This is a genomic window from Halomonas sp. DP8Y7-1 (assembly GCF_019801685.1).
Lineage (GTDB): Bacteria > Pseudomonadota > Gammaproteobacteria > Pseudomonadales > Halomonadaceae > Halomonas > Halomonas litopenaei_A.
Genome location: NZ_JAHVIN010000003.1, coordinates 40,875 through 55,694 on the forward strand (window position 1 = coordinate 40,875; position 14,820 = coordinate 55,694).

Genomic DNA, 14,820 nt, shown 5'->3' on the forward strand with positions numbered 1-14,820 from the left:
AATATCAGCTCTCCGGCTGCGCCGCAGGATCCTGGGCCGGCAGACGCACGTTGCGTGACGGCACCACCGTGGAGATAGCGTGCTTGTACACCATCTGGCTGACGGTGTTGCGCAGCAGGATGACAAATTGGTCAAAGGATTCGATCTGGCCCTGGAGCTTGATGCCGTTGACCAGGAAAATCGATACCGGAATGCGCTCCTTGCGCAGAATGTTCAGGTACGGGTCTTGAAGGGACTGCCCTTTGGACATGTTGCTCTCCCTGAAGGTGTCTTAGGGTTTTAGGTTATGGTGGCGCCCGCTCCTGCCTTCAAGGCGACGGACATCACAGTATTCTGCGGGACCCTGAAAGCGGCCACACGAAATCGTTATCTTACGCTAAGTCCCAGCGCTGCGCACGAGTTTCAGGAGCCGCTCGGCGGGCTTGCCCGCCAGCGGATCCACCCATGTCAGTTCAGGCCAACTCCGCAGCCAGGTCAATTGACGCTTGGCCAATTGACGGGTTGCGACGACGCCCCGGTGGACGAAGGTGTCACGATCAAATTCGCCGTCCAGGTACTGCCAGGCCTGACGGTAGCCGACGCTCTTCATCGAAGGCATCGACAGCGACAGGTCTCCTCGTGCCTTCAAGGCGGCGACTTCGTCGAGGAAGCCCGCATCCAGCATGAGCGAAAAACGGCGCTCGATTCGCTGGTGCAGCACCGAACGGTCGGCAGGAGCGAGACCTATGGACAACAGCCGAAAAGGAAAGGTTTCACGGCGCTGTTCACGCCACAGCTCACTCATTGGCCGACCCGCCAACGCGTAGACCTCCAGGGCACGCATCAAACGCTGAGGGTCGTTGGGATGGATCCGCGCCGCCGAGGCCGGGTCCACCTCAGCCAGACGCCGATGCAACGCCTCCAGCCCCTCACGCTCAGCGTCTTGCTGCAGCTGGCGTCGCACCTCGTCGTCCGCCGCCGGCAAGTTGGCCACGCCCTCGACCAGGCGCTTGTAGTACATCATGGTGCCACCCACCAGCAGCGGCAGCTTGCCGTGGGCCGCGATATCGTGCATTTCGGCCAGGGCATCGTCGCGAAACTGCGCCGCGGAGTAAGACTCGGCAGGGTCACAGATGTCGATCAGGCGGTGCGGCGCCCGCGCCAGCTCCTGCGCAGACGGCTTGGCCGACCCGATATCCATGTCGCGGTAGATCATGGCCGAATCGACGCTGATGATCTCTCCGTCGAGACGCTCGCGAATGTCGATGGCCAGGTCGGTCTTGCCCGCCGCGGTGGGGCCCATCAGCAGCACTGCCAGCGGCCGCTGATCCACTGTCGCGGCCGCTTCTGCGGCCATGTCCTTGCTCATCATTGGCCTCGCAGGAACAGCTTGTCCAGATCCTTGAGGCTCATCTGGGTCCAGGTGGGACGGCCGTGATTGCACTGACCGCTGCGCTCAGTGCGCTCCATGTCCCGCAGCAGCGCATTCATCTCGGCGACGGTGAGCTGACGATTGGCGCGCACGCTACCGTGGCAGGCCATGGTCGACAGCATTTCGTTGATATGCGCCTCGATCCTGTCCGAGCGGCCATAGCGCTCCAGGTCAGACAGCATTTCACGCACCAGCGGCTCGACATCCGCATCGGCCAGCAGCGCCGGCACCTGGCGTACCAGCAGGGTCTCAGGACCGGCGGCATCCAGCTCCACCCCCAGTCGTACAAAGGCGTCACGCTCTCGCTCCGCGGTCTCCGCCTCGGCCCCGCTGACCGCCAGTGATACCGGCACCAGCAGTGGCTGGGCATCCAGCGCCCCACCGTGCACCTGGGTCTTCATGCGTTCGTAGACAATCCGCTCATGGGCGGCGTGCATGTCCACCAGCACCAGCCCCTGGGCGTTCTGCGCCAGAATGTAGATACCGTGCAGCTGCGCCATGGCATAGCCCAGCGGCGGCGCCTGGGTGGCGTCTTCCTCGGGCATCTGCGGGGCGTTCATCCCATGCTGTCCGGCGACCTGGCCGTCGCGAGGCATGCTGATCGGTTCAGGCCTGCGCCTTTCGGCCAGCGCTGTCTCGGCGGCCATCCCCCCTGCGCCTGGGGCACCAGGCTGCGGGTTCAACAGGCTCTCTTCATGCTCGGGATGGAGCTTGCGATAACCGTCCATGAACGCCCGCACCCGATCCGGGGTCACGTTCGACTCTCCCTCTTCCCTGCGCGGGTGCAGCGCCATGGGCTGCTGCTGCCAGGAGGGCGACGACGCCTCGGCTGACCTGGCCTGGGAGGATGCCGCAGCTGGTTCGCGAATCTCGCCGGTCTCCGGGTCAACGTCCAGGCCATCATCGCGCTTGGCGTAGCCCTGGTCGTGTCCCTCGACGCCTCCTTCGCGCTGGCCAGCACGAGCTTCTCCCAGCGCGCGATGCAAGCTCGAGAACAGAAAATCGTGCACCATGCGACCGTCGCGAAAACGCACTTCGTGCTTGGTCGGGTGAACATTGACGTCCACCACGGTCGGGTCGACGTCGAGATACAGCACGAACACCGGATGACGGCCGTTGAACAGGACGTCGCGGTAGGCCTGGCGAATGGCGTGAGCCACCAGACGGTCTCGCACCACACGTCCATTGACGAAGAAGTACTGCTGATCCGCCTGGGCCCGCGAGTGGGTCGGCAAGCCAACCCAGCCCCACAGCCTGAGACTGCCGGTGGCAATATCAAGGGTCAGGGCGTTGTCCAGAAAGTTCTTGCCCAATAGCGAGGACAGGCGTCGCTCCACCGAGTGATCGTCCCGTGCCACCGGCAACTGGTGGATCGTCTTCTGGTTGTGGCGAAGCGTCCAGCCGATATCAAAGCGCGATAACGCCTGACGCCGAAACGCCTCTTCCACATGATTGAATTCGGTTTTCTCGGTGCGCAGGAACTTGCGCCGGGCCGGCGTATTGAAGAACAGATCCCGCACCGCGACCGATGTCCCCCTGGGGTGCGGCGCCGGTGTCACGCGGGGTTCCATGCGGCGGCCCTCAGCCACCACACGCCAGCCACCCTGGGGGTCGTCCTGTACATTCGAGGTCAGCTCGAGCCGTGACACCGAGCTGATCGATGCCAGCGCCTCCCCCCGGAATCCCAGGCTGGCCACGCCTTCCAGCTCTTCCAGCGAAAGAATCTTGCTGGTGGCATGCCGCGACAGCGCCAGCGGCAGATCGTCTTCCCCGATGCCGGAACCATTGTCGCGAATGCGGATCAGCCGCGCACCGCCCGACTCGATATCCACTTCGATACGCGAGCTTCCCGCATCGATGGCGTTCTCGATCAGTTCCTTGACCACGGACGCTGGCCGCTCGACCACCTCACCGGCGGCAATCTGGTTCGCCAGTCGCGGATCGAGGATCTGAATACGCCGGCGAGCATCCTGCTGTGCCTCCGGGTTGCTCAAGCGATGCCCAGCGCCCGGGGTCTCGTCCTGAACACCACGGCGGCCGACATCGTTGCTGGATACGTGCTGGGGATCATTCATGAACTGGGAATCCTCAATACCTGCCCCACACGAATCACGTCGCCAGACAGCTCATTGACCTGCTTGAGCGCATTCAACGCCACGCCATGACGCGAGGCGATGGCCGACAGAGTGTCGCCGGGCTGAATACGGTACTCGTTGGACGCCGTCGAGCGCCCCTGGTCACGCTGCCAGGCCAGCAGGCTGGCCGGCGGCGGGTTACGCTCGAAGTGCGCGCGGATCCCGCCAAAGACAGCGCTCATCATGCGCTGCTGGTAGGCGCCATCCCGCAGTCGCCGCTCTTCTTCCGGGTTGGAGATGAAGCCTGTCTCCACCAGCAGCGAGGGGATGTCCGGCGACTTCAGCACCACGAAGCCAGCCTGCTCGACGCGAGGCTTGTGAAGGTCGTTGATGCGACCAATACGGCTCAGCACCTCATCGCCGATCGTCAGCGAATCATTCAGCGTCGCTGTCATGGTCAGGTCCAGCAGTACCCCACGCAGCACCTGGTCCTTGTCATCCAGCGACAGGCTGCCATCGACACCGCCGATGAGGTCTGAACGGTTCTCGGCAGCGGCCAGCCACTTCGCCGTCTCCGACGTCGCGCCACTCTGGGACAGCGCAAACACCGAGCTGCCATGGGGCCTGGGGCTATTGAAGGCATCGGCATGAATCGACACAAAGAAGTCCGCTTTCTGCTCCCGGGCGATCAAGGTGCGCTGGCGCAGTCCGACGTAGTAATCGCCGTCACGAATCATCACCGCCTTGAAGCCGGGAGTGTCGTTGAACTGGCGGGCCAGGCGATCCGCCATCTGCAGCACGACATCTTTCTCGCGGGTGCCACTGGGGCCCATCGCGCCAGGATCCTCGCCGCCGTGGCCTGCGTCCACCGCGATGATAATGTCACGCTTGGGGTGCGGCTGGGCGGCATCCACCACCGGCGCAGCGGCCACCGGATCGCGCCCTTCCGCCACCGCTACGGTCTTGGCACGTTCCGCGGCGATTTCCTGCTCACGGATCATCGACTCGATCGGGTCGATGGGGTCTTCCACCGCACTTTCGCCCGGATATTCGAGATCCACCACCAGGCGGTGGCCATACTGATTGTTCGGCGCCAGCGAGAAGTGACGTGGCTCGATGGCGCGGCTCAATTCAAGCACCACGCGCAGATCGTTGCCTTCGCGCACGCCGGTGCGCACAGCGCTGATCGCGCTGTTCGACAGGTCCATGCTGTTGGGATCGGCCGCCAGGCTGGTATCCCCCAGGTCGATGACCAGCCGGCGCGGGTTGTCGAGCTCGAATACATTGGCGGTGGCCGCGGCAGACAGGTCAAACACCAGACGCGAATGGTCCGGCGCCGCCCATAGACGCATGTTATCGACGCTGGCGGCATGGGTCGCCGCGCAGACCACGGCAAGCCCCAGCCCCCCAACCAGAGTCAACAGCTGACGCATCATGCCATGCCCCCTGCCAACCGCACGTCACCGCTGATCTGCTGCGCCAGGCGTTCGAGCACCTCGCTGCCATAGGCGGTCAGCGCGCTGATGTGGGCCCGGCGCCCCCGGGGCTCCGCGTGGCTCAACGCCACCTCCAGGTCCGGCGGGGTCAGCCAGCCTTCACCGCGCTCGGCCCATTCGACCAGGCACAGGTTGCCCTCGGCGAACAGGTCCCTGCCACCAATAAATTCCAGCTCTTCAGGATCGCCAAGGCGATACAGATCGAAGTGATAGAGGGTAAGAGGCTCCTCACGCAGCGCCAGCTCGTAGGGTTCTACCAGCGTGTAAGTCGGACTCTTCACCGCGCCTTGATGGCCGTAGGCGCGCAGCACACCACGTGCCAGCGTGGTCTTGCCGGCACCAAGCTCTCCCGACAGGTGGACTCGCCCACGCCCATCCAGGGCCCGTCCCAGGCATTCCCCCAGTGCGACCTGGCGGTCTTCATCATCGAGTCGCAGCTGCATCTTCCTCGCCCATCGTCGGATTGACTAATTTTCGTGCACAGGATGCCAGATCGCTGGCCAACAGACCACGCTCGCCGCCCTCTCGCGCTGCCATATCCCCGGCCAGGGCATGCACCAGCACTCCCACTCTCGCGGCACGCTCGAGTGACCAATCGAGCGAGGGACCCTGGGCAACCAGGCCAGCGATGATGCCGGTCAGCGTGTCGCCCATGCCGCCACTGGCCATGCCGGGGTTGCCGAAGGGACACAGCGCGAGTCCCTGGGGACCAGCGATCAGGGTGCCGGCCCCCTTGAGCACGACCACCCCGCCCCAGCGTTCACGCAGGGCCCGTGCGGCACCCGGGCGATCCGCTTCAATCTCGGCCACGCTGCACCCGAGCAGGCGTGCTGCCTCCCCCGGATGCGGCGTCAATATCCAGTCATCGCGGCGCTGACCGGAGAAGCGCGAGACCAGCAGATTAAGCGCATCGGCATCCAGGATCAGCGGAATGGAGCGCCCCAGCGCGGTCTGCAGCACCGACTGGCCCCAGCTGCCCTGGCCAAGCCCAGGGCCTACCGCCAGCACCGTCAAGCGCTCCAACAGTTCGTCCAGTTCACTGGCATGGGTCACACCCCGCGCCATCACCTCAGGACAGCGCACCAGACTGGCACCGACATGCTCGGGAGCTGTCGCCAGCAGCACTCTGCCCGCTCCGACACGGGCACAGCACTGTGCCGCCAGTAGCGCAGCACCGCCCAGGCCAGGCGCACCGCCGAAGATGCCGGCGAAGCCCGCAGCGCCCTTGTGCATGTCACGCTCTCTCGGCGGCAGCGCCGACTCGATCAGGCCGGACTGCAGGCGCCAGGCGGTCGGCTCTATGTCGTCATGAGCTAGCGCATCGACACCAAGGGGCTCCACGATCACCTCGCCGGCCAACGCCGCGCCGCGGCCAGTGTGCAGGCCCAGCTTGTCGCCGATAAAGGTGACGGTCATCACTGCCTTGACGGCGAGACTCGGCTCGGCACCACCATCGGCGGTAATTCCCGACGGAATATCCACCGCCAGCACCGGCCGCCCACTGGCATTGATCGCGGCAATGCAAGCGGCGTAGTCGGCCCTGAGCTGTCCGGTAAAGCCGGTGCCCAACAGCGCATCGACCACTACCTCACCGTCCACAAAGAGCTCGTCACTCCATTCAACAAAGGCCACGCCGGCATCATCTGCCATTTGCGCCGCACGCAAGGCGTCTCCTTTCAGCTGCCCACGTGGACACATCGACACCCGCTGCACCTGGCGCCCCTCGGTGGCCGCCAAGGCTGCCAGTACATGACCATCGCCACCGTTGTTACCGCCGCCACACAGCACGCTCAGCGACTTGGTGGCTGGCCAGCGCGCCTTCAACCAGCGCCAGGCGACACCGGAGGCGCGATGCATCAAGGCAAAGCCGTCCGTTTCTCCGGCAATCGCACGCCGGTCGAGCTCACGTACCTGTTCGGCGGTGTACAGCGGCGTCTGACCTGGCTCAGGCGTGCCGACGTCGACGTTATCCATGCGGTTCTCCCTACGATCCGGATGCTTTACCATGGCGACCCTTCTTCCAGTCTAAGCGGTTCCCGTGCTGAGCAAAGCTCGGTGGCCCGCCGCTACGCCATCTTGCCAGGGTTGTCCTCATTCATGTCCGCATCGTCTCCGCGCGCCGACGTCGATTTTCACGAGCTGGCAGCCCGCATCCGCACCTGGGGGCGCGAGCTGGGATTTCAGCAGCTCGGTATCACCGATGTGGACCTCAGCGAAGACGAGGCCTATCTGGAGCGCTGGCTGGCGGCTGGCTACCACGGCGAAATGGGCTTCATGGCCAAGCACGGTACCAAGCGTACCCGGCCTGCGGAACTGGAGCCGGGAACCATCCGCGTTATCAGTGTACGCCTGGACTACCTGCCGCCGGAGGTCGAGACCACCAAGGTGCTTGGCCAGCCTGACCGAGCCTACGTGTCACGCTATGCGACCGGGCGCGACTACCACAAGCTGATGCGCAAGCGCCTGCAGCGCCTGGCGAAGATGATCGAAGCAGAAGTCGGCACCTTCGGTTATCGCGCCTTTGTCGACTCAGCCCCGGTGATGGAGCGTGCCCTGGCCCGCAAGGCAGGTCTGGGCTGGTTCGGCAAGAACGCCATGCTGCTCAACCCCAAGGCGGGGTCGATGTTCTTTCTGGGCGAGCTGTATACCGACCTGCCGCTACCGCTGGACGCGCCCTTCGAGCAGGAGCACTGTGGCAGCTGCAGCGCCTGCCGCAGCGCCTGTCCCACTGGCGCCATCGTCGACGACAAGGTGGTCGACGCCCGGGCCTGTATTTCCTACCTGACCATCGAGCTCCACGGTGCCATTCCTGAACGCTTTCGGGCCAATATGGGCAACCGGGTGTTTGGCTGCGATGACTGCCAGCTGGTCTGTCCGTTCACCCGCTTCACCCGAGTCAGCCACGAAACGGACTTCGCCCCGCGCCATGACCTCGACAGGGTCTCGCTACTGAGCCTGTTCGGCTGGAGCGAGGAGGAGTTTCTCGAGCGTACCGCCGGCAGCCCGATTCGCCGCATCGGCTACGAACGCTGGCTGCGCAACCTGGCCGTGGGGCTTGGCAATGCGCCATGGAGTTCCGCCATCGAAAGTGCGCTACTGGTGCGCCTAGCCTACCCCTCCGAGCTGGTGCGCGAGCATGTGCGCTGGGCGCTGGATCGTCAGCGCCGTCAACGCCCAGCGCTGATTCCGACCCAGTAACCCGTGCCGCTGGCACGCCCTTGTGGTTGGCCGAGCACACCAGCGAATCACGCCGGCGTCGTCAAAGCCCCCTGAGCGGTTCAGTTGTTGACGTCCGCCTTGAGGAAGGTCTTGCGATAGTGCGCAAGCTCCGCGATGGATTCCTTGATGTCATCCATGGCCAGGTGCACGTTGCGCTTGGAGAATCCTTCAAGGGCCTCGGGGTTCCAGCGCTTGGCCAGTTCCTTGAGGGTCGAGACATCCAGGTTGCGGTAGTGGAAAAAGGCCCAGAGTTCGGGCATTTCACGCTCCAGAAATCGCCGATCCTGGTGGATCGAATTGCCGCACATTGGCGAGCTGCCCGGGGCGACATGGGCCGCCAGAAAGGCCAGCGTCTGGCGTTCGGCCCCGGCGGTGTCGACGGTGCTCTTGCGCACGCGCTCCACCAGCCCGGACTCACCGTGGGTGCGGGTATTCCACTCGTCCATGCCGGCCAGCAGCGCCTCACTCTGGTTGACCGCGATGACAGGCCCCTCAGCGATGACATTGAGATCGCCATCGGTGATCAGCGTCGCCACCTCGATGATCCGCTCTCGCTGCGGATCCAATCCGGTCATTTCCAGGTCAATCCAGATCAGCAGATCGCTTCGCGGTGTGGTGGGAGCCTGTGCGGCAGATGCATCAGCCATGATCGTTTCCTTGCGTCGTAGGGCGCCCGCTGTCGGGACAGGGGGCGTCCGGGTAGGTACAATGCCGCCCATTGTACCGACCATCAGGTGCTCATGAGCAAACGCAAGTTGAGCCGTCAGCAACGCTGGCGCATCGAGAAGATCCAGGCCGAACGTGCCGAGCGAGCCGCCAAGAAGGCTGGGCGGGACGACGAGAAGTTGGCGGCTGGCGAATACGGCGCGGAACGCGACGGCCGAGTGATTGCTCACTTCGGACGCACGCTGGATGTCGCTGAGCGGGCCGGTGATACCACGACTCGCTGCCATCTGCGAGCCAACCTCGAGGGGTTGGTCACCGGAGACCGTGTCATCTGGCGCGCCGGCGAGGACGGTAGCGGTGTGGTGGTCGCCAGGGGCGAGCGCGACAATGTGCTTGAGCGCCCGGACATGCGCGGGCTGCTGAAGCCGGTGGCCGCCAACATCGACCAGATCCTGATCGTCTTCGCGGTAGAGCCCGAGCCCCACGCCGGTCTCATCGACCGCTACCTGGTCGCCGCCGAAGCCACCGGCATTACGCCGGTGCTGGTTCTCAACAAGACCGATCTGCTGCCCGAGCAAGGCGGTGAGCTGCGCGCGCTGCTCGACCGCTACCGCCATATTGGCTATCAGGTGGTCGCCACGACCACCGCTCATGCGGGTGGACTGGACGACCTGTATGCTCAGCTCGCCGACCGCACCTCCGTATTTGTCGGGCAAAGCGGGGTTGGCAAGTCCTCGCTGATCGATCGGCTGCTACCGGATGAGGAGCTGCGTATCGGCGCCCTCTCCGAGGACTCTCGCAAGGGCCGGCACACCACCACAACGGCCCAGCTCTATCGCCTTCCGCCACCCAGCGACAGCCTTGCCGCGGGAGAGCTGATCGACTCCCCCGGTATTCGCGAGTTTGGCTTGACGCACCTGGACGAGCGCCAGGTGACCGAGGGCTTTATCGAGTTCGCCCCCTACCTCGGCCTGTGTCGCTTCCGCGATTGTCGCCACCGGCAGGAACCGGGCTGTGCGCTGCTCGATGCTGTCGATGCTGGCGCTATTCACCCCGATCGCTTTGCCAGTTATCGTCGCATCGTCGATAGTCTGGATAGCCCGACCTAAATCCGCCGCCGCTATCGTCAGGATGATCCAGAAGGAGACCCCCATGAGCTCAGAAGACAATCTGCTGCCCCTGATCGCCGAGCCAGAGGACCTGGCGGGCGTGCTGGATCACGAGGATATCCTGGTGATCGACGTACCGCTCAAGGCCGACAGCTACGCCCAGGGCCATGTCCCAGGGGCGATCTTCCTGGACCACCGCCGACTGCTGAAAGGCAGTGGCGACGTGCCCAACGACGTACCCGACGTTGAGGCCTTGTCAGCCCTGTTCTCGTCGCTCGGGCTGACCCGCGACACCCACGTGGTGGCCTACGACGACGAAGGGGGTGGCTGGGCCGGGCGCCTGCTGTGGACGCTTGAGCTGATCGGCCATCGCCGCTACTCCTATCTCAATGGTGGGATTCATGCCTGGCGAGCCGAGGGGCTGCCCCAGTCCACCGAGGAGCACGCCGCCACCGCCTCCGACTACCAGGCCGAGATCCTTAACCCCGAGGTCGCCATTGACCGGCTCGAGCTACAGGAGCGACTGGGCAGCGACCACTTCGCTATCTGGGATGCCCGCTCCGTGGGCGAGTTCGAGGGCACCAAAGGCGACAACAAGCGCCGTGGTCACCTGCCCGGTGCGGTCAACATGGAGTGGACGGATGCCATGGATCGTGAGCGTTCACTTCGTCTGCGCGACTATGCGGAGCTGATCACCGAGTTGGACGCCATGGGCATCACGCCAGACATGGAAGTGGTCACTCACTGTCAGAGCCATCACCGCAGCGGCTTTACCTGGCTGGTGGCCAAGGCACTGGGCTTCGAGCGCATCCGCGCCTATCCCGGCTCATGGAAGGAATGGGGCAACCGCGACGATACGCCGATCGAGGGCTGACGCCGCCGCCTCATTGCGCCAGAGCCACCCGCACGTCTCACACGCTCAGGCTCACCGCCACGGTGGCCTGAGCCTGTTCCAACCCGTTTATCCGGAGCCGTCATTTCGTGACCCTCGCCAAGCTGTTTGCCCTGATCCAGTACCCGATCCCCCAACACCTGCTGTCCAGGCTGGTGGGTCGTCTCGCCGACTGCCGTATCGGCTGGCTCAAGAACCTGTTGATCCGTGCCTTCATCAAGCGCTTCAACGTCGACATGAGCCAGGCCGTCGAGAGCGATCCTGGTGTCTACCCAAGCTTCAATGCCTTCTTCACCCGAGCGCTGACCGCCGACGCTCGCCCGCTGGAAGATGGTCTGCTGTGTCCCGCCGACGGCACGCTGTCACAGTGGGGCGCCATTGATCGTGGTCGCCTGGTGCAGGCCAAGGGGCATCGCTTCAGCGTCTCCGAGCTGCTGGGGGGCGATCCGCTGTCCGCAGCGCGCTATCAGGACGGTAGCTTCGCCACCGTGTATCTGTCTCCCAAGGACTACCATCGCGTGCACATGCCGCTGGCGGGCACCCTGACCGAGATGGTCTACGTCCCCGGACGGCTGTTCTCGGTCAATGACGCTACCACCCGCCACGTGCCTGGCCTGTTTGCACGCAACGAGCGCCTGGTTTGTCATTTCGATACCGAGCAGGGGCCGATGGTGATGGTCCTGGTCGGAGCGATGATCGTCGCCGCCATCGAGACCGTTTGGGCAGGCCAGGTTACGCCTCAGTCCGGCCGAGTCGAACGCATACGCTTCGACCGCCCGGTACATCTGGAAAAAGGTGCGGAAATGGGGCGTTTCAAGCTGGGCTCCACGGTGGTGATGGCCTTTGCCGAAAAGGTCGACTTCGACGCCCTGCACGGCAAAGGGGGCAACGCCGTAGCGGTTCGCATGGGTCAGCGCCTGGGGGCACACCCCGGCCAGCAGGCAACTCCAGCACCGGAAGATGCCAGCGAGGCGAAGGCAGAGGACCAGCCCGGCGCGGCAACAGACGACGCTGAATGACACCAGGGGAAGTGGCAGTGGCCCCGGTCAGCACCGGGGCGTGGCAAAGGCCATGACCTCATCAATACGTGACTTGCCGAGCGCCAGCTGAATCAGCCGGTCGAGGCCCAGGGCTACACCGCTGCCCTCGGGCATACCGGCCTCCAGGGCCGCCAACAGGCGCTGGTCGACATCCACCTCCGGCAAGCCCGCCTGGGCTCGAGCGCGATTGTCTTCGGCAAAGCGCGCTCGCTGCTCCTGAGCATCAGTCAGCTCATCGTAGCCGTTGGCCAGTTCGAGTCCCTGCAGGTACACCTCGAAGCGTGAGGCGACCCAGGCGCCATCCTCGGGATCCCGATGGCGCCTGGCCAGGGCTGCCTGGCTCGCCGGATAGTCCAGCACCACATCGATGCCGTTGCGGCCAAGCGTCGGCTCGATGACCAGGCTCATCAGCAGGTCCAGGCAGTCATCGCGCTCCGCCGTGCTCATGTCCAGTCCGCCGGTCGCGGAGGCCAGCCTGCGCAGTGCATCCAGCTCGACCACGAAGGGATCAATCGACAGCTCACGTGCAAACAGCGCCCGGTAGCGGTGACGACGGGTAGGGCCAGGATCGCCAGGCAGCAGGGTGCGAATCAGCTGCTGGGTCTCCTCGATCAGTTGATCCAGTGACCAGCCAGGGCGATACCACTCCAGCATGCTGAATTCGATGTTATGACGCCGCCCGACTTCACCATCACGGAAGCTGCGGGCAATCTGGAAGACAGGGCCTGCCCCTGCCGCCAGCAAACGCTTCATATGGAATTCTGGTGATGTCTGCAGCCACAGCGTTTCAGCACCCGCGGGAGTGCGGGCCTGGCAGGACAACGAGGCCAGGTGCACATCGGTACTGCCGGCATGCCCCAGGATAGGCGTCTCCACTTCCAGCACATCACGCTCGGTAAAGAACGCACGCACCCTTGCCAGAAGAGCCGCACGGCGCCGCAGCGTGTCTAGCGTGGCGGAAGGTTGCCAATCGTTCATGCTTGCCTACCTTGGGTAAAAGACGAAGGGCCACGCGATCGCGTGGCCCTCGTTTAGCTATCGATCACTGCAATCGATCACTGCAATCGATCGCTGCTGTCGATCGACGGCGTTCGCCCCGCCTCAGGCGCGGGAGACGTACTCGCCCTTGCGGGTATCGATCTTCAGCACTTCGCCCTGGTTGATGAACAGCGGCACGCGGACCACCGCACCAGAGGACAGCGTCGCCGGCTTGGAACCGCCCTGGGCCGTATCGCCCTTCAGGCCCGGATCGGTCTCGACCACTTCCAGCTCGATGAAGTTGGGCGGGGTAACGGAGATGGCGTTGTCATTCCACAGGGTGATGGTGTAAACCACCTGCTCTTTGAGCCACTTGTCGCTGTCACCCAGTGCCTTCTTCTCCACCGCATACTGCTCGAAGGAACCATCGGTCTTCATGAAGTGCCACATGTCACCGTCGGTGTACAGGTACTCCATGTCCAGATCCATGACATCGGCGCTTTCCAGGGAGTCGCCGGACTTGAAGGTACGCTCCCACACGCGGCCAGTCATCAGGTTGCGCAGCTTGACGCGGTTGAAGGCCTGGCCCTTGCCGGGCTTCACATATTCGTTCTCGACGATGGCGCAGGGGTCGCCGTCGAGCATCACCTTCAGACCGCCCTTGAATTCGTTGGTAGAATAGTTCGCCATGAAATCTGTTCCCTTTTGGTGCCCGTCCCGGCCATCGGCCCCGGTCGGCACACGACTGACATTCCACGAGGGCCAGCCCCTCGCGCCTATCGATGGATGGCCCGCATGATAACCCGAAGCCCGTCGCTTTTGCATTGCTCTGCCCCGGATGAGCCGGAGCTTCCCGCCCCCGGTGGCTGGCAGCGCCAGCTGGCCGGAGCCATTCGCGACCCTGCCGAGCTATGCCGCCGCCTTGGCCTGGATGCCAGCCTGGTGCCTGGCGCCGAGGCCGGCCACGCCCTGTTCGAGGTGCGCGTGCCCGAGGCCTTTGCCGCCAGAATGCGTCACGCTGACCCACAGGACCCCCTGTTGCGCCAGGTACTGCCCCTGTCCGACGAACAGTCGACGCCATCAGGCTACGTCACGGACCCGCTGCAGGAGGCGCAGCACACCGCCAGACGCGGGCTGATCCACAAGTACGCTGGCCGGGTACTGCTGATCACCAGTCCCGCCTGCGCGGTCAACTGCCGCTACTGCTTCCGTCGCCATTTTCCCTATCAGGACAATGCGCCTTCACGCTCTCAGTGGGACGATACCCTCGACTACCTGCGCGACGATGTCAGCCTGCGAGAGGCCATCCTTTCCGGCGGCGATCCCCTGGCCGCCAGTGACCGCCAACTGTCCTGGCTGGTCGAACGGCTGGACGCCATCAGCCATCTCAAGCGCCTCCGGATGCACACCCGCCTGCCGGTAGTGATCCCCGATCGGGTCGACGGACCGCTGCTCGACTGGCTTGGCAAGACGCGCCTGCAGAAGGTGATGGTGCTGCATATCAACCACGCCAACGAGATCGACGACGCGGTGATTCGCGCCTGCCAGCGACTGGCTCGAAGCGGCGTCACCCTGCTCAACCAGAGCGTGATCCTGAAGGGCGTGAACGACTCGGTCGATGCCCTGGAGGCCTTGTCAGAACGGCTGTTCGAGGCGGGTATCCTGCCCTACTACCTGCATGCCTTCGATCCCGTGGTCGGCGCCGCCCATTTCGATGTCAGTGACCCGCGGGCCGATGCCCTGGTCGATGAGCTACGCACTCGACTCCCCGGCTTCCTCATGCCGACGCTGGTGCGTGAGATACCCGGCGAGGCCAGCAAGACACCGCTGTAACAACAACAGAAAAAGCGAACGGAAAGGAAAGCGAGGAAAGCGAGGAAAGCGAGAAGGGAGAAGAGCAAGGAACAGGGATCGATGACACCCGGGCGCCAGTG

At 64.4% G+C, this 14,820-nt stretch carries 14 protein-coding genes; 5 read left to right on the forward strand and 9 right to left on the reverse strand.

Annotated features, from left to right (window positions below; all coding sequences use genetic code 11):
* Positions 1-4 precede the first annotated feature (4 nt).
* The 6 genes from hfq to KUV41_RS02075 all read right to left on the reverse strand — a co-directional run bounded on the left by hfq (position 5) and on the right by KUV41_RS02075 (position 6,956).
* Complete coding sequence (gene hfq / locus KUV41_RS02050; protein WP_045993095.1) at positions 5-250, reverse strand: RNA chaperone Hfq; 246 nt, start codon at positions 248-250, stop codon at positions 5-7.
* 126 nt (positions 251-376) lie between these two features.
* Positions 377-1,336, reverse strand: coding sequence for a tRNA (adenosine(37)-N6)-dimethylallyltransferase MiaA (miaA, locus tag KUV41_RS02055; protein WP_222162855.1), 960 nt, complete (start codon positions 1,334-1,336; stop codon positions 377-379).
* A gap of 11 nt (positions 1,337-1,347) precedes the next feature.
* The gene (gene mutL, locus KUV41_RS02060) at positions 1,348-3,486 is read right to left on the reverse strand and encodes a DNA mismatch repair endonuclease MutL (RefSeq protein WP_222483921.1); all 2,139 of its coding nucleotides are present in this window, start codon (positions 3,484-3,486) and stop codon (positions 1,348-1,350) included.
* The gene (locus KUV41_RS02065; RefSeq protein WP_409995516.1) at positions 3,483-4,919 is read right to left on the reverse strand and encodes an N-acetylmuramoyl-L-alanine amidase; all 1,437 of its coding nucleotides are present in this window, start codon (positions 4,917-4,919) and stop codon (positions 3,483-3,485) included. Before KUV41_RS02065 ends, mutL begins: the two co-directional genes overlap by 4 nt.
* On the reverse strand, positions 4,919-5,425 hold the full coding sequence (tsaE, locus tag KUV41_RS02070; RefSeq protein WP_222483922.1) for a tRNA (adenosine(37)-N6)-threonylcarbamoyltransferase complex ATPase subunit type 1 TsaE: 507 nt from the start codon (positions 5,423-5,425) through the stop codon (positions 4,919-4,921). The genes KUV41_RS02065 and tsaE overlap by 1 nt, the downstream gene beginning before the upstream one ends.
* The gene (locus KUV41_RS02075) at positions 5,406-6,956 is read right to left on the reverse strand and encodes an NAD(P)H-hydrate dehydratase (RefSeq protein ID WP_222483923.1); all 1,551 of its coding nucleotides are present in this window, start codon (positions 6,954-6,956) and stop codon (positions 5,406-5,408) included. Before KUV41_RS02075 ends, tsaE begins: the two co-directional genes overlap by 20 nt.
* Before the next feature lie 123 nt (positions 6,957-7,079).
* Between KUV41_RS02075 and queG the strand changes: the two genes are divergently transcribed.
* Positions 7,080-8,180, forward strand: coding sequence for a tRNA epoxyqueuosine(34) reductase QueG (gene queG, locus KUV41_RS02080; RefSeq protein ID WP_222483924.1), 1,101 nt, complete (start codon positions 7,080-7,082; stop codon positions 8,178-8,180).
* A gap of 80 nt (positions 8,181-8,260) precedes the next feature.
* On the opposite strand, the gene orn is transcribed toward queG, so the two are convergent.
* Entirely contained in the window at positions 8,261-8,848 is a 588-nt protein-coding gene (gene orn, locus KUV41_RS02085; RefSeq protein WP_222483925.1) for an oligoribonuclease, read from the reverse strand.
* A 93-nt stretch (positions 8,849-8,941) separates the two neighbouring features.
* On the opposite strand from orn, the gene rsgA reads away from it, so the two are divergent.
* The 3 genes from rsgA (at position 8,942) to asd (ending at position 11,887) form a co-directional block, all read left to right on the forward strand.
* A complete protein-coding gene (gene rsgA / locus KUV41_RS02090) occupies positions 8,942-9,976 on the forward strand; it encodes a small ribosomal subunit biogenesis GTPase RsgA (RefSeq protein ID WP_222483927.1) in 1,035 nt (344 codons plus the stop codon).
* 43 nt (positions 9,977-10,019) lie between these two features.
* Positions 10,020-10,850, forward strand: coding sequence for a sulfurtransferase (locus tag KUV41_RS02095; RefSeq protein WP_222483929.1), 831 nt, complete (start codon positions 10,020-10,022; stop codon positions 10,848-10,850).
* A 107-nt stretch (positions 10,851-10,957) separates the two neighbouring features.
* On the forward strand, positions 10,958-11,887 hold the full coding sequence (gene asd / locus KUV41_RS02100) for an archaetidylserine decarboxylase (protein WP_222483932.1): 930 nt from the start codon (positions 10,958-10,960) through the stop codon (positions 11,885-11,887).
* Positions 11,888-11,914: 27 nt separating this feature from the next.
* Here asd and epmA read toward each other — a convergent pair whose 3' ends face one another.
* Together epmA and efp are read right to left on the reverse strand one after the other, a co-directional pair.
* Positions 11,915-12,886: an EF-P lysine aminoacylase EpmA gene (epmA, locus tag KUV41_RS02105; protein ID WP_222483933.1), complete on the reverse strand. Its 972-nt coding sequence runs from the start codon at positions 12,884-12,886 to the stop codon at positions 11,915-11,917.
* 123 nt (positions 12,887-13,009) lie between these two features.
* Positions 13,010-13,576 carry an elongation factor P gene (gene efp, locus KUV41_RS02110; protein WP_206940998.1) on the reverse strand — a complete coding sequence of 189 codons (567 nt, stop codon included), beginning with the start codon at positions 13,574-13,576 and terminating at the stop codon, positions 13,010-13,012.
* Positions 13,577-13,681: 105 nt separating this feature from the next.
* On the opposite strand from efp, the gene epmB reads away from it, so the two are divergent.
* On the forward strand, positions 13,682-14,719 hold the full coding sequence (gene epmB / locus KUV41_RS02115; RefSeq protein WP_222483934.1) for an EF-P beta-lysylation protein EpmB: 1,038 nt from the start codon (positions 13,682-13,684) through the stop codon (positions 14,717-14,719).
* Positions 14,720-14,820 lie beyond the last annotated feature (101 nt).